Source organism: Streptococcus sp. HJ1, assembly GCF_052399005.1.
Taxonomy (GTDB): Bacteria; Bacillota; Bacilli; order Lactobacillales; family Streptococcaceae; genus Streptococcus.
In genome coordinates this window covers 705,775-724,318 of sequence record NZ_CP199005.1, presented here as the reverse complement: position 1 = coordinate 724,318, position 18,544 = coordinate 705,775, and the positions used below count along the sequence as shown (strand labels likewise).

19 protein-coding genes are annotated in these 18,544 nt (G+C 41.7%); 5 read left to right on the top strand and 14 right to left on the bottom strand.

Going from position 1 to position 18,544, the window contains the following annotated elements; genetic code table 11:
* Window positions 1-2 precede the first annotated feature (2 nt).
* The 7 genes from ACT17O_RS03585 to ACT17O_RS03555 all read right to left on the bottom strand — a co-directional run bounded on the left by ACT17O_RS03585 (window position 3) and on the right by ACT17O_RS03555 (window position 5,113).
* Window positions 3-872 (bottom strand): branched-chain amino acid ABC transporter permease, encoded by an 870-nt coding sequence (locus tag ACT17O_RS03585; RefSeq protein ID WP_000941413.1) that lies wholly within the window; start codon window positions 870-872, stop codon window positions 3-5.
* A 119-nt stretch (window positions 873-991) separates the two neighbouring features.
* Window positions 992-2,152 carry an ABC transporter substrate-binding protein gene (locus tag ACT17O_RS03580; RefSeq protein WP_049500092.1) on the bottom strand — a complete coding sequence of 387 codons (1,161 nt, stop codon included), beginning with the start codon at window positions 2,150-2,152 and terminating at the stop codon, window positions 992-994.
* Window positions 2,153-2,240: 88 nt separating this feature from the next.
* Entirely contained in the window at window positions 2,241-2,510 is a 270-nt protein-coding gene (locus ACT17O_RS03575) for a YlbG family protein (RefSeq protein ID WP_000462101.1), read from the bottom strand.
* A 78-nt stretch (window positions 2,511-2,588) separates the two neighbouring features.
* Window positions 2,589-3,179 carry an ATP-dependent Clp protease proteolytic subunit ClpP gene (clpP, locus tag ACT17O_RS03570; RefSeq protein WP_000613467.1) on the bottom strand — a complete coding sequence of 197 codons (591 nt, stop codon included), beginning with the start codon at window positions 3,177-3,179 and terminating at the stop codon, window positions 2,589-2,591.
* 173 nt (window positions 3,180-3,352) lie between these two features.
* Entirely contained in the window at window positions 3,353-3,982 is a 630-nt protein-coding gene (gene upp / locus ACT17O_RS03565; RefSeq protein WP_000515974.1) for a uracil phosphoribosyltransferase, read from the bottom strand.
* An 88-nt stretch (window positions 3,983-4,070) separates the two neighbouring features.
* On the bottom strand, window positions 4,071-4,538 hold the full coding sequence (locus ACT17O_RS03560) for a deoxycytidylate deaminase (RefSeq protein ID WP_444817759.1): 468 nt from the start codon (window positions 4,536-4,538) through the stop codon (window positions 4,071-4,073).
* A gap of 17 nt (window positions 4,539-4,555) precedes the next feature.
* On the bottom strand, window positions 4,556-5,113 hold the full coding sequence (locus tag ACT17O_RS03555) for a TetR/AcrR family transcriptional regulator (RefSeq protein WP_000003897.1): 558 nt from the start codon (window positions 5,111-5,113) through the stop codon (window positions 4,556-4,558).
* Window positions 5,114-5,237: 124 nt separating this feature from the next.
* Between ACT17O_RS03555 and ACT17O_RS03550 the strand changes: the two genes are divergently transcribed.
* Genes ACT17O_RS03550 through ACT17O_RS03540 form a run of 3 tightly spaced genes read left to right on the top strand, consistent with a single transcriptional unit; the run spans window position 5,238 to window position 7,791 of the window.
* Window positions 5,238-6,083: a DegV family protein gene (locus ACT17O_RS03550; RefSeq protein ID WP_444817758.1), complete on the top strand. Its 846-nt coding sequence runs from the start codon at window positions 5,238-5,240 to the stop codon at window positions 6,081-6,083.
* A gap of 57 nt (window positions 6,084-6,140) precedes the next feature.
* Complete coding sequence (locus tag ACT17O_RS03545; RefSeq protein WP_444817757.1) at window positions 6,141-7,316, top strand: NAD(P)/FAD-dependent oxidoreductase; 1,176 nt, start codon at window positions 6,141-6,143, stop codon at window positions 7,314-7,316.
* 19 nt (window positions 7,317-7,335) lie between these two features.
* On the top strand, window positions 7,336-7,791 hold the full coding sequence (locus ACT17O_RS03540) for an 8-oxo-dGTP diphosphatase (RefSeq protein ID WP_444817756.1): 456 nt from the start codon (window positions 7,336-7,338) through the stop codon (window positions 7,789-7,791).
* Between the two features lie 28 nt (window positions 7,792-7,819).
* Here ACT17O_RS03540 and ACT17O_RS03535 read toward each other — a convergent pair whose 3' ends face one another.
* Window positions 7,820-8,560 carry a MerR family transcriptional regulator gene (locus ACT17O_RS03535; RefSeq protein WP_049485399.1) on the bottom strand — a complete coding sequence of 247 codons (741 nt, stop codon included), beginning with the start codon at window positions 8,558-8,560 and terminating at the stop codon, window positions 7,820-7,822.
* 253 nt (window positions 8,561-8,813) lie between these two features.
* Between ACT17O_RS03535 and ACT17O_RS03530 the strand changes: the two genes are divergently transcribed.
* Window positions 8,814-10,154: a sodium-dependent transporter gene (locus tag ACT17O_RS03530; protein ID WP_444817755.1), complete on the top strand. Its 1,341-nt coding sequence runs from the start codon at window positions 8,814-8,816 to the stop codon at window positions 10,152-10,154.
* Between the two features lie 40 nt (window positions 10,155-10,194).
* On the opposite strand, the gene manA is transcribed toward ACT17O_RS03530, so the two are convergent.
* The 3 genes from manA to ACT17O_RS03515 all read right to left on the bottom strand — a co-directional run bounded on the left by manA (window position 10,195) and on the right by ACT17O_RS03515 (window position 13,090).
* Window positions 10,195-11,139 (bottom strand): mannose-6-phosphate isomerase, class I, encoded by a 945-nt coding sequence (manA, locus tag ACT17O_RS03525; RefSeq protein WP_308688127.1) that lies wholly within the window; start codon window positions 11,137-11,139, stop codon window positions 10,195-10,197.
* A gap of 119 nt (window positions 11,140-11,258) precedes the next feature.
* Window positions 11,259-12,698, bottom strand: a complete 1,440-nt coding sequence (locus ACT17O_RS03520) for a 6-phospho-beta-glucosidase (protein ID WP_444817754.1) — start codon at window positions 12,696-12,698, stop codon at window positions 11,259-11,261.
* A 131-nt stretch (window positions 12,699-12,829) separates the two neighbouring features.
* A complete protein-coding gene (locus tag ACT17O_RS03515) occupies window positions 12,830-13,090 on the bottom strand; it encodes a SemiSWEET family transporter (protein ID WP_444817753.1) in 261 nt (86 codons plus the stop codon).
* 326 nt (window positions 13,091-13,416) lie between these two features.
* On the opposite strand from ACT17O_RS03515, the gene ACT17O_RS03510 reads away from it, so the two are divergent.
* Window positions 13,417-13,761, top strand: a complete 345-nt coding sequence (locus ACT17O_RS03510) for a lipopolysaccharide assembly protein LapA domain-containing protein (RefSeq protein WP_000913393.1) — start codon at window positions 13,417-13,419, stop codon at window positions 13,759-13,761.
* A gap of 165 nt (window positions 13,762-13,926) precedes the next feature.
* Here the strand turns inward: ACT17O_RS03510 and ACT17O_RS03505 are convergent, their stop codons facing one another.
* The 3 genes from ACT17O_RS03505 to ACT17O_RS03495 form a co-directional block, all read right to left on the bottom strand.
* Window positions 13,927-14,274 (bottom strand): VOC family protein, encoded by a 348-nt coding sequence (locus ACT17O_RS03505; RefSeq protein ID WP_001052641.1) that lies wholly within the window; start codon window positions 14,272-14,274, stop codon window positions 13,927-13,929.
* Window positions 14,275-14,332: 58 nt separating this feature from the next.
* A complete protein-coding gene (gene spxB, locus ACT17O_RS03500; RefSeq protein ID WP_261071221.1) occupies window positions 14,333-16,108 on the bottom strand; it encodes a pyruvate oxidase in 1,776 nt (591 codons plus the stop codon).
* 212 nt (window positions 16,109-16,320) lie between these two features.
* A complete protein-coding gene (locus tag ACT17O_RS03495; RefSeq protein ID WP_444817752.1) occupies window positions 16,321-18,543 on the bottom strand; it encodes a heavy metal translocating P-type ATPase in 2,223 nt (740 codons plus the stop codon).
* Between the last annotated feature and the right edge of the window lies 1 nt (window position 18,544).

Below are 18,544 nucleotides of genomic sequence, written 5' to 3'. Positions count from 1 at the left end.
GTTTACACCTTCTCTTTCACATTCTTACCAAGGATACCTGCAGGTCGAACAATCAGAATCAAAAGCAAGATTCCATATACGATAGCATCACGGAAATCAGACATACCGAAGGCAGTAGCAAATGTTTCCAACAAGCCAATCACAAATCCCCCTAGAGCTGCACCAGGAATAATCCCGATACCACCCAGTACGGCCGCAACGAATGATTTTAGACCTGGAGTCACACCCATCAAAGGTTCAAGAGAGTTGTAGTAAAGGGCAATGAGGACACCTGCTGCACCAGCAAGAGCTGAACCCAAAGCAAAGGTAAAACTGATTGTACGATTTACATTAATTCCCATCAATTGAGCCGCGTCACTATCAACTGATACCGCACGCATGGCTTTCCCCATTTTTGTTTTTTGGACGATCAATTGTAATAAAACCATCAAGAGTACAGAAACTGCTAGAATCATCAATTGAACATTTGTCAAGCTAATTGGTCCCAAGTCAAAGCGGACTGTTTCAATTGCTTGAGGGAAGGCACGAGTATTGGCGCCTACTAGATAAACCATTCCGTATTCCAGTAGGAAAGACACTCCGATGGCAGTAATCAATACAGCAATACGTGTAGAGTGTCGTAAAGGACGGTAGGCAAGAAACTCAATCACAACACCAAGTAGTGCGGTTCCTGCCATTGAAATAATTAAAGCTAAAAAGAAATCCATTTGGAAAGAATTAATCAAAAAGTAACCAATAAAGGCACCCATCATGTAAATATCACCGTGGGCGAAGTTGATGAGTTTGATAATTCCATAAACCATGGTATAACCCAGAGCCAAAAGTGCATAAACACTACCCAGAATTAGACCATTCACAAGTTGTTGGAGCATAGCATTCACTCTTTTCTATCCTTATTTTTTAGAAAATTTCATTATTTTCACAAGTTCATAAACACCGAAACAGGGAGTGAGTCAAAGGCTCATTCCCCATTTCAATTACTATTCTAATGTTATGGTTTTACAACTTCTGCTTCTTCAACTTTACCATTGTTCATGGTCATCATGTAAGCAGTTTTCACAGTATTGTGGTCAGCATCAAAGCTTGTTTGACCAGTTACACCATCAAAATCTTTGGTTTTAGCAAGGTTGTCCTTGATCTCACCTGAGTTTTTAGCACCTTTTGCAGCATTTGCTACTAGGTAAACTGAGTCATAGGCCAAAGCTGAGAATGTTGAAGGCTCTTCATTGTATTTAGCACGGTATGCTTCAAGGAAAGCTTTAGCTTTTGCAGAAACATCAACTGTAGTTGAGAATCCAGAGATGAAGTAAATGTTTGATGCTCTTTCAGCAGTTGCTTGTTGAACAAATTCTTCACCGTTAAATCCATCACCACCAATGATTGGTTTATCAATTCCCATACCACGAGCTTGGTTTACAATTTTACCAGCTTCTGTGTAGTAACCTGGAACTACGATAGCGTCAAACTCTTTCCCTTTCATTTTAGTAAGGGCTGCTTGGAAGTCAGTATCACCTGCTACAAACGTTTCATCTGCTACAATCTCACCCTTGTAGGATTCGCGGAAAGATTTAGCAATACCTTTTGCATAGTCACTAGCGTTGTCAGTATAAAGAACAACCTTCTTAGCATTCAATTTGTTTGTTACATAGTTAGAAATAATCTTCCCTTGGAAGCTATCTTGGAATGTTCCGATAAATAGGTAATCTTGACCTTTGGTCAAACCGTCTTGAGTAGCACTTGGTGAAATCAATGGCACTCCAGCTTTAGTAGCGTTAGCTACAGCTGCAGCAGTTGCACCAGATGTCGCAGGTCCTACAATAGCTGCTACTTTTGATTGGGTAACAAGGTTTGTAGTAACAGAGGCTGCTTCAGCAGTTTCTGACTTGTTGTCTTTGTCCACAACTTCGATTTGTTTTCCATCAATTCCACCTGCAGCGTTGATTTCGTCTACAGCAAGTTGGGCACCTTTTTGTTCAGCTGTACCGTAAGCTGCCACAGCACCTGTCTCTTCAAAGTTAAAACCGATTTTAATTGTTTTTTCGTCTACTGGATTTCCAGTTGTGTTTGACGCTCCTGACTTGACCTCTCCACAGGCAGCAAGAAGAGCCACACTAGCAAGAGCCACAAAAGATAGGGCAAATTTTTTCTTCATTTTTAATCTCCTTATAGTTGTTTCAAAAATTGTATGTTAAGAATATACCGAATTATCAGAAAATTGTCAATGTATTTGTTTAACTTTTTTAAATGATAACGTTTTCTTCAGTCCGATAGAGATTCCCAACGAAGGGAGTTTCTAGCTCTTGAATATGGCAACGTCTAATTTTCTTGATATATCTTTCCTTACCTAATCTCTCAACCAAGTCATCTAGCTCCTCAGTTGGAACATAGAGCTGCAAGTAACGATGTTTTTTGGAATGGTAACAGATATCACCGTATTCCTGAATTTTTTTTGCATCTCGATTATAGTAGAGATAGATGATTAATCCTGATCGATTTGTTTTTTCAAACATGAGGAATCCTCTTTCTAAGAAATCTTCTCCTATTATATCAAAAAAAGCAAACTCCGTCGAGCTTGCTTTCTAGGTTGCTTAGCTTAAAGAATTATTGGCCATGATTTCATCAATAAAGCCATATTCAAGCGTTTCTTGGGCACTCATCCAGTAATCACGTTCCGCATCTGCATGAATCTGCTCAACTGATTTACCAGAGTTATCTGCAAGGATTTGCTCCAAAGTCTTACGAGTTTTAAGTAAGTGTTCTGCAGCAATTGCCATATCTGTCTGTTGGGTACCACCACCTGTACCACCCATTGGTTGGTGAATCATGTACTCTGCATTTGGAAGCATGAAGCGTTTGCCTTTTGCTCCACTTGATGCAATAACAGTCCCCATAGATGCAGCCATTCCCATCACGATGGTTTGGACATCTGCCTTGATAAAATTCATAGTATCAACGATTGCCAAACCAGCTGAAACAGATCCTCCAGGTGTGTTGACATAAAGGTAAATATCTTTTGTGCTGTCTTGGGCATCCAAGAAGAGTAATTGGGCGATAACGGAGTTGGCCATGTTGTCTTCAACGGGACCTGTTAGCATGATGATGCGGTCTTTCAAAAGACGAGAGTAAATATCATAGGAACGTTCTCCACGGCTTGTTTGTTCAATAACTACAGGAATCATTCATTTCTCCTTTTAATGTTGAATTTTCTTAGTCTTACGACTCAATACAGAACTATTATATCTTTTTGGTCAAAAAAGGTCAAATCTTTGCTCTATTACCTAAACAGAAACAAAAACTCAACCTCCTTGCAAGTCAAAAACGAACTTCTAGTTTCAATATTTACTTTGGAATTTTATTTAGTACCGAACAAGCGGTCTCCAGCATCTCCAAGACCTGGAACGATATAACCGTGTTCGTTCAAGCGTTCATCCAAGGCTGCTGTAAAGATCTCTACATCTGGGTGTGCTTCTTGAAGAGCTTTCACTCCTTCTGGAGCAGATACTAGGCAGACAAATTTGATATTTGAAGCGCCACGTTTTTTAAGCGAATCTACTGCCAAGATTGCTGAGCCACCTGTTGCCAACATTGGATCAACGACAAAGATTTGACGTTGGTCAATATCCTCAGGCAATTTCACCAAGTATTCAACTGGTTGAAGGGTTTCTTCATCACGGTACATACCGATGTGACCAACTTTGGCTGCTGGAACCAAGCTCAAGAGGCCATCTACCATCCCGATACCTGCACGCAAGATTGGGACAATCGCCAATTTTTTCCCAGCCAATTGTTTTTGAACGGTCTTTGTGATAGGTGTTTCGATTTCCACGTCTTCAAGTGGAAGATCACGAAGTACTTCATATCCCATCAACATTGCAATCTCATCTACTAGCTCACGAAAAGCTTTTGTAGAAGTATCTGTACGTCGCAAGATTGACAATTTGTGTTGAATGAGTGGATGATTAATGACTTCAATTTTTCCCATTTTCTGAGTTCCTTCTTTCAATTTATTCTTCTTATTATATCAAAAAACGGTTTAAAAAGCTTTCTAAACTATTTATTTTTATTAATTTTTAAATCAAATCTGCCTCTTGAAGAGCTGTCTGAACAGTCTCTAATGGTAAATGGGTTAACTCGGTGCCTTTTTCTTGATAAAGGTACTGGGCATAGTCATCCATTCGGTACTGGTTGATATAAACCACGCGCTTGCAACCAACTTGTAGCAGTTGTTTGGTGCAGTTCAGACACGGAAAATGGGTCACATAGGCTGTAAATCCTCTGGGAACCCCTCGCTCAGACCCTTGGAGAATAGCATTAACCTCGGCGTGAAGGGTTCGAACACAGTGACCTTCAATTACCAGACATTCGTGGTCAATACAGTGCTCCGTTCCTGATACGGAACCATTGTAGCCTGTTGAAATGACCTTATTGTCCTTAACTAGGACAGCTCCCACTTTGGCACGTTTGCAGGTCGAACGATTGGCAATCAGTAAAGCCTGGGCTGCAAAGTACTCATCCCAAGCCAGTCTTTTTTCTGTCATAAGTCTTCTCCTTATCCTTATTTTTTGAAAAATGGCAAGCGTAAATCTGCAATCTTTTCAGCTGGAACCTTCATGCCATCCTTGATCCATTTGAGCAGAACCGATACGATGGCAGAACTCCAAAAGGAATGAAGGTAGCTGCTGACACCTTTTGATTTTCCGTGGTATTTTTCCAAAAATTCCTGCATAGCTTGAACGAAAATCTTTTCCAAGTGGTAGTCCAGAGCAAGTTGGATAACCTTGGCTTCTTTCTTAGCTGCGCGGAAAAGGTGAACCCAGACTAGATAAAGGTCTGTTTTAACATCGTAGTGGCTCAACTGTTCCATAATGTTATGGACACTTCGTTTAAAAACACTTTCCAAAATCTCTTCTTTGGAGTCATAGTTACGATAGAAGGCAGCACGAGAGACGCCCGCCCGTTTGACCAGCTCCGAAATACTGATCTTGGCCAAGTCTTTTTTCTCTAGAAGTTGCAAAAGAGCCGTCTCGATTGCTTCTCTGGTTAAAAAATTGGATTCTTGATTTGATTTTCTGAGATTTTCAAGAGATTTTTCAGATATTTTACGTTCAGACATAACAATTTCTTTCTACTTGTGACAACAGAGAGGTGGTACTTTTGTTTCAAGGGCTTTCATGATATAATTGTAAAAAAAGACAGAACCTTTGTCAATGTATAAGTGACAAAGATGGAGAATTTCTATGACTTGGAAGATTGTAGCTGACTCTGGTTGTGATTATCGTCAACTGGCAACTCCTGCTATTGATACTGAATTTGTTAGTGTTCCTTTAACCATTCAAGTAGCTGATCAGGTCTTTATCGATGATGCCAATCTCGACATTAACCACATGATGGAAACAATGTATGCGACTTCTGAGGCTTCAAAATCAGCCTGTCCTAGCCCTGATGATTACCTGCGTGCATTTGAAGGTGCTAAGCATATCTTTGTCGTTACTATCACTGGTACTCTTTCAGGTAGCCATAATAGTGCACAGCTCGCTAAGAACATCTACCTTGAAGAACACCCTGACACTCAGATTCATGTAATTGATACATTGTCTGCAGGTGGTGAGGTTGACTTGATTGTCGAGAAAATCAATAGCTTGATTGATCAAGGACTTTCTTATGAGGAAATTGTTGAAGCTATTACAGCCTACCAAGAAAAAACGAAGTTGCTTTTTGTCCTCGCTAAGGTCGATAACTTGGTCAAAAATGGTCGTTTGAGTAAGCTTATCGGTACTGTCGTTGGCCTTCTCAACATCCGTATGGTTGGGGAAGCAAGTGAAACTGGAACCCTAGAACTACTCCAAAAAGCGCGTGGACCAAAAAAATCCCTTCAAGCAGCCTATGAAGAACTCATCACGGCTGGCTACGCTGGTGGCCGTATCGTCATGGCTCATCGCAGCAATGAAAAATTCTGTCAGCAATTGTCAGAACGCTTGCTGGAAACCTTCCCACAAGCCAATATCAAAATCATCCCGACGTCTGGTCTCTGCAGCTTCTATGCAGAAGATGGCGGTTTGTTGATGGGATATGAAATTAACTAAGATTATGAGCAACAAGAGATGCCAAGCATCTCTTGTTTTTTGTGGTACAATAGAGCTATGAAACATTTTGATACTATTGTTATCGGTGGTGGACCTGCTGGCATGATGGCTACAATTTCCAGTAGCTTTTATGGTCAGAAAACTCTACTCATCGAAAAAAATCGAAAACTTGGCAAAAAATTAGCTGGAACGGGCGGTGGTCGTTGTAATGTGACCAACAATGGAACCTTAGATGACATATTAGCTGGAATCCCTGGTAACGGGCGGTTTCTTTACAGTGTCTTCTCCCAGTTTGATAACCATGATATCATCAACTTTTTCACGGAAAACGGTGTTAAACTTAAGGTCGAGGACCACGGACGCGTCTTTCCTGCTAGTGACAAGTCTCGGACCATTATCGAGACACTAGAAAAGAAAATCACTGAACTCGGTGGTCAAGTTGCTACTCAAACAGAAATTGTTTCGGTTAAAAAGATAGACGACCAGTTTGTCCTTAAGTCCGCAGACCAAAGCTTCACTTGTGATAAACTCATTGTCACAACAGGTGGTAAGTCTTATCCTTCTACTGGTTCGACTGGTTTTGGGCATGAGATCGCCCGTCATTTTAAACATACCATTACTGAGCTTGAGGCTGCTGAGAGTCCTTTGTTGACTGATTTCCCCCATAAGGCCTTGCAGGGAATTTCACTGGACGATGTGACCCTAAGCTACGGCAAGCATGTTATCACTCACGATCTGCTCTTTACCCACTTTGGTTTGTCGGGCCCTGCTGCCCTGCGTATGTCCAGCTTTGTCAAGGGTGGAGAGGTTCTCTCGCTAGATGTTTTGCCTCAACTTTCTGAGAAGGACTTGGTGGCATTTCTAGAAGATTATCGGGAAAAATCCTTGAAAAATGCTTTAAAAACCTTGCTTCCAGAACGCTTGGCAGAATTTTTGGTGCAAGGCTATCCTGAAAAAGTCAAACAACTGACTGAAAAGGAACGCGAACAACTTCTCCAGTCCATCAAGGCTCTCAAAATCCCTGTGACTGGAAAAATGTCTCTTGCCAAGTCCTTTGTCACCAAAGGCGGTGTCAGTCTCAAGGAAATCAATCCCAAAACTCTGGAAAGTAAGCTCGTTCCTGGCCTCCACTTTGCTGGTGAGGTCCTGGATATCAATGCCCACACGGGTGGCTTTAACATCACTTCTGCCCTCTGCACTGGCTGGGTGGCAGGAAGTCTGCATTATGATTAAAAATCAAAGGTTATAAAGAATGAATAGAAGAGAAACAGTCGAATTTGTCAATATGTGTATGATTCAAAACGGAGACGAGGTTCTGGTTCAAGACCGAGTTAGTCCCGACTGGCCTGGTATTACTTTTCCTGGTGGTCATGTTGAACGTGGCGAATCCTTTGTCGATGCTGTCATTCGTGAAGTGAAGGAAGAAACTGGTCTGACCATTTCTAAACCTCAACTCTGTGGTATCAAGGACTGGTACGACGATGAGGATTACCGTTATGTCGTCCTTTTTTACAAGACAGAACACTTTACTGGTGAACTCCAGTCTTCAGACGAAGGAAAGGTATGGTGGGAAGATTATAAAAATCTCTCTCAACTAAAACTTGCCACCGATGATATGTCAGATATGCTTCGTGTATTTGTAGAGGAGGATCTCAGTGAATTCTTTTACTACAAAGACGGTGACGACTGGCTTTATGACTTGAAGTAAAAAATAGGCTAGGAAATTCCTAGCCTATTTATTCTGCATTTGTCTGAACGTAAGTTGCAATGACATCTGATGTGTATTGAGCTGTTCCAGGTCCAAATTTGTCAATGTTTTCCTTAAACTCTGGGTTGTAGACGTAGCCTTTGCCGATATGACCGAATACCTCAATAGAGCAGTCAAATCCATAAGTACGAATAGCTTGCAATAGTTTGTCTGCTTGCTCTTGGTTTTCGGCCGCTGTTGCAGGCAGACCAGCTTGAAGGTTTTGTGCCAAGGCTTGAAAAACTTGGTTGAAGGCGGCTGTAGCCTCATCTTCTCTACCACTTTGGCGCTCGAGAGCCTGGCCCATGACTTCTTGACCATACTTCTCTACCGCCTCTTGGTGGTATTTTTGATTGTCTTGATAGCTAAATCCAGTGAATTTTTCCTCAATCGTCATTTTTCTTTCTCCTTTTTGTTCTTGAATGGTTTTTTGCAAGGTGGAAATCAAGGTATCCAGATGTTGCCTTTCTTGGGTCAGATAGTCCAACTGTCTGGTCAAATGGGGCAATAAATCTGTCCTTTCTTCCTTTAACAGCTCTGCTATTTTTTCTAAAGAAAAACCTAGATATTTATAATACAGAATAACCTGAAGGCGTTCCAAATCCTCCTGACTGTAGGTTCGATAGCCGTTTTCCGACTTTAAGGGAACCAAGATCCCTATCTTATCGTAGTGATGCAGGGTCTTGACAGAGACACCTGAAAGCTGCGCAGCTTCTTTTATATGGTACATGATTTCCTCCTTACAAGAAATAGTATAACCCCTCCCCTTAGGTCAGAGTCAAGCGTTTTTGAGAAAAATTTTTAACTTTTTGAGAACGGTGTGAAAACTTGAAAATGGTTTTCTTGACAGACCTTTGAAAACATGATAGGATAGTCAAGTCTATCAATCAAACAGAAGGCTCATAAAGAGCCATTGAGAGAGGGCTATTTGACAACTCAAGTAGCCTTTTCTTATTTTAAAAAACGAGATTGGAGTTTCAACTATGTCAGAAAAATCACAATGGGGCTCGAAACTAGGCTTTATCCTAGCATCTGCTGGTTCAGCCATCGGACTTGGAGCCGTTTGGAAATTTCCCTACATGACTGCTGCTAATGGTGGGGGAGGCTTTTTACTAGTCTTTCTCATTTCCACTATTTTAATCGGTTTCCCGCTCCTGCTGGCTGAGTTTGCCCTTGGCCGTAGTGCTGGCGTTTCCGCTATCAAAACCTTTGGAAAACTTGGTAACAATAGCAAGTACAACTTTATCGGTTGGATTGGTGCCTTTGCCCTCTTTATCCTTCTCTCCTTTTACAGTGTTATCGGAGGATGGATTTTAGTCTATCTAGGTATTGAGTTTGGAAAATTGTTCCAGCTTGCTGGGACGAGTGATTATGCTCAGTTATTTACTTCAATCATTTCAAATCCAGCCATTGCCCTAGGAGCTCAAGCAGCCTTTATCTTATTGAATATCTTTATTGTATCACGTGGGGTTCAAAAAGGGATTGAAAGAGCTTCGAAAGTCATGATGCCGCTGCTCTTTATCATCTTTGTCGTGATCATTGGGCGCTCTCTCAGCTTGCCAAATGCCATGGAAGGGGTTCTCTACTTCCTCAAACCAGACTTTTCAAAACTAACTAGCGCTGGTCTCCTCTATGCTCTGGGTCAATCTTTCTTTGCCCTCTCACTAGGGGTGACAGCTATGCTGACCTATGCTTCCTACTTGGACAAGAAAACCAATCTGGTCCAGTCAGGAATTTCCATCGTAGCCATGAACATTTCGGTATCCATCATGGCAGGTCTAGCCATTTTCCCAGCCATGTCAGCCTTCAATATCCAGTCTGAAGGGGGACCAAGCCTGCTCTTTATCGTCTTGCCTCAACTCTTTGACAAGATGCCTTTTGGAACTATTTTCTACATTCTTTTCCTCTTGCTCTTCCTCTTTGCGACGGTTACTTCTTCTGTCGTGATGCTGGAAATCAATGTGGGCAATATCACTAATCAGGACAACAGCAAGCGGGCTAAGTGGAGTGTCATTTTAGGAATCTTGACCTTTGTCTTTGGCATTCCTTCAGCCCTATCTTACGGTGTTATGGCGGATGTTCACATCTTTGGGAAGACCTTCTTTGACGCTATGGACTTCTTGGTTTCCAATCTCCTCATGCCATTTGGAGCTCTCTGCCTGTCACTTTTTACAGGCTACATCTTTAAGAAGGCTCTTGCTAAGGAGGAACTCCATCTTGATGAAAGAGCATGGAAACAAGGACTTTTCCAAGTCTGGCTCTTCCTCCTTCGTTTCATCATTCCTATTATCATCGTTGTGGTTTTTATCGCCCAATTTATGTAATCAAAAAGGACTTGAGTAATAAGCTCAGGCCCTTTCTTTTTTATGGATGGCTAACAATCAATTCCAAACCTTGCCCTTCCAAGACCCAAGCTTCAACATCACTTGGTAGGATAAAGTGGCTGCCTTTTTGGATTGGATAATTTTCCCCGTCAACAGTGAGTTGACCCTGACCAGCCAAGACACTAAATAAGCTGTAGTCAGCTGTCTTTTCGAAGTCAACTTTGCCAGTGATTTCCCACTTGTAAACTGCGAAGAAATCATTGGATACAAGGAGAGTGGAACGTAGATCATCTGCTTTGATAGTTACAGGACGGCTATTGGCAGGCTCTCCAATGTTTAAAACATCGATAGATTTTTCAAGGTGAAGTTCACGCAAGTTGCCCTTGTCGTCCTTGCGGTCAAAGTCATAAACACGGTAGGTGGTATCGCTAGACTGCTGGGTTTCAAGAATCAAGATACCCGCCCCGATAGCGTGCATGGTACCACTTGGTACATAGAAGAAATCTCCAGCCTTAACTGGCACTTTTGTCAACAGCGCATCCCAGTTTTTATCTTCGATTTGCTGGCGGAGTTCTTCTTTTGATTTGGCATTATGGCCATAGATAATCTCTGAACCTTCGTCTGCTGCGATGATATACCAGCACTCTGTTTTTCCGAGCTCGCCTTCATGTTCTAATCCATAGGCATCGTCTGGGTGAACTTGGACGCTGAGCCAGTCATTGGCATCGAGAATCTTGGTCAATAGTGGAAACACAGGTTCTGGACGGTTACCAAACAATTCACGGTGTTCTGCATACAATGTAGCTAGGTCTGTTCCCTCAAAGCGCCCATTAGCGACCTTTGAAACACCATTTGGGTGGGCTGAGATAGCCCAGTATTCTCCTATTTTTTCACTTGGGATGTCGTAGCCAAACTCATCACGTAGCTTGGTACCACCCCAGATTTTTTCTTGCATAACTGATTGTAAAAATAATGGTTCTGACATCTTATTCTCCTATCTGTTTTTCTCACTTCATTATAGCAAAAAGCCAGATCTAATTGAACTCTTTTTCACACATTATAAAGTAGGGAGAAGATTTTATAAAAATAGTGAACAAATGTTCTCTACTTAATACTTGCACCATTGCTGGCAATGACATCCTTGTACCAGTAGAAGGATTTCTTCTTGCTTCGTTTGAGACTTCCTTGACCTGCATTATCTCGATCCACATAGATAAAGCCATAGCGCTTGTTCATTTCGCCTGTTCCAGCTGAAACCAGATCAATACAGCCCCATGTCGTATAACCAAGCAAGTTAACTCCATCTTGGTATATGGCATCTCGCATAGCCTTGATGTGGGCCTCTAAGTAAGCAATCCGATAGTCATCTGCTACATAGCCATTTTCATCTGGCGTGTCTATAGCGCCGAGTCCATTTTCTACAATGAACATAGGCTTTTGATAACGATCCCAGATGGCATTGAGGGTGATTCGAAGCCCCAGTGGGTCAATCTGCCAACCCCATTCTGAGGATTCCAGATAGGGATTTTTGATAGAGGCAAAGACATTTCCAGCTGTCAGATCCCTCTCTTCTGGATCGCCTGAAGCCACTCGACTCGCATAATAAGAGAAGGAAACAAAGTCAACAGTGTGATTCTTCAACAAGTCTAAATCTTCTGTCGTCATTTCAATTTCTATCCCCTCACGCTCCCACTGCTTCTTGGCATAGTTTGGGTATTCCCCACGCGCTTGAACATCAATGAAAAAGTAACTCTTACGGTCTTCTTCCATGGCTGCCCAGTAGTCTCTCGGATGGGCAGTGTTAGGATAATATTGCCCTGCTGCCAACATACATCCCACCTTGTTTTCTGGGTCAATTTCGTGGGCAATTTTAGTCGCCATAGCCGAGGCTACCAGCTCATGGTGAGCTGCTTGGTATTTGACTTGCTCTTGATTTTCCCCCTCTTCAAAACAGATCCCAGCTCCTAAAAAGGGGGCATGCAGAATCATATTGATTTCGTTGAAGGTGAGCCAGTACTTGACCAAGCCCTTGTAACGGGTAAAGAGGGTGCGACAAAGATTTGCATAAAAGTCCAACATGCGACGATTGCGCCAACCACCGTACTCCCTAATTAAGTACATGGGGCAGTCAAAATGCGTGATGGTCACCAGAGGTTCAATCCCATACTCGTGGCATTCTTTAAACAAATCCTCATAAAAGGCTAGACCAGCTTCATTTGGCTCTGCTTCGTCACCTTGAGGAAAAATCCGAGTCCAAGCGATGGAAAGCCGATAGGTTTTAAAGCCCATTTCTGCAAAAAGAGCGATATCTTCCTTGTAATGATGGTACATATCTATGGCTTCCTTTGCTGGGTAAAAATAGCCCTCCTCAAACGAAAACATCTTTTTCTGACCTGTAATAATGGCCTCACGGTCTGGACCAATCGGTACCACATCCACATTAGCAAGACCACGACCGTCCTGATTATAAGCACCCTCACATTGATTAGCCGCCGTTGCACCACCCCAGAGAAATCCTTCTGGAAATTGTAGTATTTCTGTCATCACTTTACCTCGATTGATTTATTACTTCTATTATACTAAAAAGGAGGCAAAAAGTTTTGAACTCTCTGGATAATGATAGCACTAAACTTACTCTTATATATACGAAAAAAAGACTGAAACCAGTCTTCTTTTTATATCAATGCCGTAATAGCCGTTATCAGGCCAAAAATAATACCTGGTGCATTAGCAGCCGCAAGGGGAATATCTCTTTCTTTCTTGAAAAGACCGTAATAAACCCATAGACTACAGTTGATGGCTGCGACTAAGGGTTGGATGAAGTTGCTTTTTTGACCAGCCAAGTTGTTCATGATTTGTGGGAAGTAAGAGACATACATCATAACGGACATGAAGGTCGCTACCCAACCCAAAATTTTCATTTGTTTTTCAGACATTTTCAAAACCTCTTTCATTTTTACTGAATCTTATTTTAAAATATTCTTTCAAAACAATCAAGTCTTTAAAACTTTTGTTATAAAGATATAAACTATCACAATCTTGTTATAAGAAAGAGGGAACAGAAAAAAGACCGAATTGCTCCGTTCTGTTTACTCAATCAAATATTAGAAAATGAATACTCCTTTTCAATGAATCGATTGATTGATGGTAAATAAGCCGTTAGAAATTATTGACAGTATCGAAATTTTCTAGTAAAATGAATTTTGTTAATACCTAAATGGTGTGTAGTTTTCTATCAACATAGTCAGGAGAAAAGGAACTTATGCTAAAAAAATTTAATGAATTGTCACTGAAAGATAAGGCTTATCTAATTGGCGGTTTGAGCTTATTAGTCATTGTGATCTCATTTGGTCTACTCAATCGTCAAACAGTAACTGTCAGTCTTGTCTTTACACAACTATCTGCTCCCTTGATTTTGGTGATTTTTACTTGTCTAGTAATCGGGATCATTGCTGGTAGTGCTATTGGTATTAGCTATCACCATAACAAGACTCAAGATCTGAGAAGCCGCATTGCTGAAGCAGAAGCGACTATCAATATAAAAGACAGGGAGCTTGTCCAGTACGAGGAACAGGTGCAACAATTAAAACAGGAAGCCAAACAATAAGTGTAGAAATCATAACCACCCGTGAAAACGGGTGGTTTTTTGTCTCGCACCTAACGGAGCGAGACGGACTGAAAGTCGCATAAATACAAAAAAGATCGAATTGCTCCGATCTTTTTAAGTTTCACTCCAAGAATGTTTAGATAAAAAATTTGATAATAGAATTACCTACTTCATACGATAAAAATCAATCACTAGACCAGCAGGCCCTTTAACTAATAAGGACTCTGTTCCCCAATCCGTTTCACAAAGACCGTGTAAAATCTCGACACCGATCTCTTTTAACCGTTGGTAATTCTGATTTAGATCCTCAATCTCAATATGAAGAATGATTCCTGACTGAAAATCTTCCAAAGGAATCAAATGATTTTGGGACAACATCAGACAGTGACTGCCAATCGTAAACTGAGCAAAACTGTCATCAACATAATCGGACTTTTTATCCAAAATACGCTCCAAGTCAGCACAGACTTGTGGAACATCTGAAACGATAATATCTAATTGATTTAAATTCATTTACTATACTCCATAAAAAGACCGGATTGCTCCGATCTTTTTAAGTTCCACGAAGGAATTATTTAATTGCGCGTGATTGCAAACCTTCTTCTTCCAAGAAGAGACGGAATGGTACGAGTTCTTCTGCTTCGTATTTTTCCTTGAAGGCTTTGATTGCTTCTTCTGAGTGAAGTTTTGGATCCAATTCAAGTACTTCTACTGGAAGTGGACGGTGTTCAGTGATGCGAGCATCGATAACAACAGTTTTACCTTCTTTGCTCAATTTAACAGCTTCTGCAACAACTGCATCGATGTCTTCGATACGGTCAACTGTAAATCCAACAGCTCCTTGAGCTTCAGCGATTTTCGCATAGTCAGCATTAGGGAAGTCACAACCAAACAAGTGTTTGTTTGTGTCTTCGTATTTGTCCTTGATGAAGGCATATTTACCATTTGAGAAGACAACGTTGATAACTGGAAGGTCGTATTGAACGTTTGTGATAACGTCTGGGTAGCACATGTTGAATGCACCGTCACCCATGATGTTCCATACTTGGCGATCTGGATTGTCTTTCTTAGCAGCAATACCACCAGGAAGGGCAATACCCATTGTCGCAAAGAGTGGAGATGTACGCCACATGTTCTTAGGTGTCATGTGAAGGTGACGAGTAGATGTTTGAGTAGTGTCACCTACGTCGATTGAGTAGATAGCGTCTTGATCAGCATGTTTGTTGATTGCATTGTAAACTTGGTACAATTGCAATTCACCCTCAGTTTTACCTTCGAGTTTGTTCATGTAATCACGCCAGTTTTGGTTGTTCTTCACGTTTGCACGCCACCATGGAGTTGATTCAACTGGGTTCACTTTGTCAAGGATTGCTTTCGCTGCTTGACCTGCATCACCAAGAATAGAAGCATCAAGGGCATGTCGTTTACCAAGTTTGTAAGGGTCGATATCGACTTGGATGAATTTTTCAGTGTTCTTGAAGGCTTCGTAAACTTCAGCAAATGGGAAGTTTGAACCAAGGAAAAGAACTGTGTCTGCTTCAAAGACCACTTCGTTGGCTGGTTTCCAACCAACACGGTAAGCAGAACCTGTCAAACCTTCGTAGTTCCATTCGAAAGCTTCAAAGTTTTTACCAGTTGTGATGATTGGTGCTTTGATTTTACGTGACAATTCAGTAATCACTTCACCTGCTTTAACACCACCGTAACCAGCGTAGATAACTGGACGTTCAGCATTGTTCAAGATTTCAACTGCTTTGTTGATTTCAACTTCGTTCAAAGCAGGAGCAATAAATGAACGCTCGTATGAACCTGATCCATAGTATGAGTTTTCGTCGATTTCTTGGAAACCGAAGTTTACTGGAATTTCAACAACAGCTGGACCTTTTTTAGAAACTGCAGCACGGCAAGCTTCGTCAATTACTTTTGGCAATTGCTCAGCGTATGCTACACGCTTGTTGTAGACAGCGATACCGTTGTACATTGGGTTTTGGTTCAATTCTTGGAAGGCATCCATGTTGAGTTCGTTAACTGGACGTGATCCAAGGATAGCAAGGAATGGAGTGTTATCCATAGCTGCATCGTAAACACCGTTAATCAAGTGAGTCGCACCTGGACCACCTGAACCAACTGCAACCCCGATTGAGCCGCCGAATTTAGCTTGCATGACCGCTGCAAGAGCACCTGTTTCTTCGTGGCGAACTTGCAAGAAGCGGATATCTTTGTCTTCAGCCAAAGCGTCCATCAATGAGCTGAGTGTTCCTGATGGGATACCGTAGATTGTGTCTACGCCCCATGTTTTCAATACGTTGAGCATTGCTGCAGATGCAGTAATTTTCCCTTGAGTCATAATGATAACTCTCCTTCAAATATTTTTAAAACTTGATAAATCCGTTTTCATATACTAATTGGAAACGTTTCAGCAAATTTTTACTCTACTACTTTACCACATTTGTTTTGGGTCTCCTAAGAATGTGCTCAGAAGTTTTTATTCTCTATTACAGTACAGTTTGAAAACGTTTTATGTAACTGTTTTATAATAAAAAGCGAGCAAGCCCGCTTTTAGTCTATTTTACTAAAGTTTAGCATGAGTGAACTGGTTAAAACAGATACAGAACTAAAGGCCATAGCTAGACCTGCCAGTTCTGGATTGAGAACGAGACCAATTCCTGAAAAGACTCCTGCTGCAATCGGAATTCCGGCGACATTGTAGATAAAGGCCCAGAAAAGATTGAGCAGAATTCGATTAAAGGTTTTCTTACTCATATCAAGGGCACGAACAACTCCTAAGAGGTTATTAGTTGTCAACACCAAATCTGCTGACTCGATGGCAATATCTGTTCCAGCTCCCATAGCAATTCCCACATCCGCTACACTGAGGGCAGGAGCGTCATTGATACCATCCCCAACAAAGGCTACTTTTCCAGCCTGTTGAAGTTTATGGATTTCATGGGCTTTTTCTTCTGGCAATACACCTGCAATGACCTCTTCAATGCCAATCTGATCTGCAATGGCACGCGCCACACCAGCATTATCCCCTGTCAGCATGACTGTTTTAAGACCTCGTTTTTTCAACTGACTGATGGCAAGTTTAGCATTTTCCTTAGGAATATCTTGTAGTGCAAGCAAGCCTTTGATTTCATTGTCAACAGCCAAGTACACAACTGTCTTAGCTTCTTTTTCCAGTTCTTCTAGTTTTTCCTGATAAGCGCTCGAAATATCCATGCCATCTAGCATTTTAGCATTTCCAAGCAAGACTTGTTTCCCATTGATTTGCCCTGAGACACCTTTTCCGTGTAGGGCTTGGAAATTTTCTACAGGTTGAAGCTCAAGTCCTGCTTCACTCGCTCGCTTGATAATAGCTTGAGCCAGTGGGTGTTGAGAGGCTTCTTCCAAAGAGGCAGCTAAGCCAAGTACTTCTGTCTCGTCGCCAATGATATCAGTGACCACTGGTTTTCCTTCCGTCAAAGTTCCTGTTTTATCAAAGACGAGAGTTTGGACTTTCTGGATTTCCTGTAGGACGGTTCCATTTTTTAGGAGAACCCCCATCTTGGCACTCCGCCCTGTTCCTACCATGAGGGCTGTTGGTGTTGCAAGACCTAGGGCACAAGGGCAAGCGATAATCAAAACTGCCACACCATAAAGTAGAGAGGTCACAAAACTAGCCCCAAGTAAGACAAACCAAATCCAAAAAGTCAAAATCGCTAAAATGACAACTGCTGGGACAAAAATTCCTGAAATCTTATCCGTCAAATCCTGAATCGGTGCACGGCTGGTCTGGGCTTTCTTCACAAAGTCCACAATCTGAGCCAAGACAGTCTCTGAACCAACTTTTTCTGCTTTAAAAACCAGTGTTCCACTATTATTGATAGTGGAGCCAATCACAGTATCTCCAACTGTTTTGTCTACCGGCAGGCTCTCACCTGTCACCATGGATTCATCAATACTGGAGACACCTTCGACAACAACACCATCAACCGCGATCTTTTCACCGGGACGCACTCGAATCAGGTCACCTACCTTGACTTGCTCCAAGGGAACTTGGACATAGCTATCCTCACGCAAGACTTCTGCTGTTTTAGCCTGCAAATCTAGTAATTTCTCCACAGCTTGAGAAGTGTTTTTTCGCATTTTTTCCTCAAAAACCGCCCCCAAAAGAACGAAGAAGAGGATAAATCCAGCACTTTCAAAGTAAACAGGGAGACCAGCAAAGAGAGCAACTAGACTATAGAGATAGGCTACTAGGGTTCCCAGTGCCACCAAGGTATCCATGTTGGCATTGTGCTTTTTAAAACTAGCCCAAGCACTTTGGATATAAGGACCACCGGCCACTAGCATGATAGGCGTCGTGGCTAAAAAGGTGCCCCAATGCATGACTGGATGACTGATAGTCCCTGTCAACATCCCAATCATGAGAATAACTAGCGGCACAGTAAAGATACTGGTAATCCAAAAACGTTGTAAAAGTGATAGAGATTTTCGAGTCTTCTCAACTACGGTATAACTCCCCTTTTGCATCTTCATGCCACAAGAAAACTCGTGCTCACCCAAGTCTTGAGGCGTAAAGCGAATAATTTTTTCCTCATCTTGAGCGATTGGTTCTAGAATCCCTTCTTCTTCGAAGAGAACTTCTTTATAACAGTTTGAAGGTGTCACACGGTGAAAAGTAATCTCAGCAGGAATCCCTTTTTGCAGTTGAATGTGGGCTGGATGGTAGCCTTTGTCTGCCGTGATACGGATTTTTTGAATGCCATTTTCTAGGCTTGCTTTCACAATTTCTGTCATA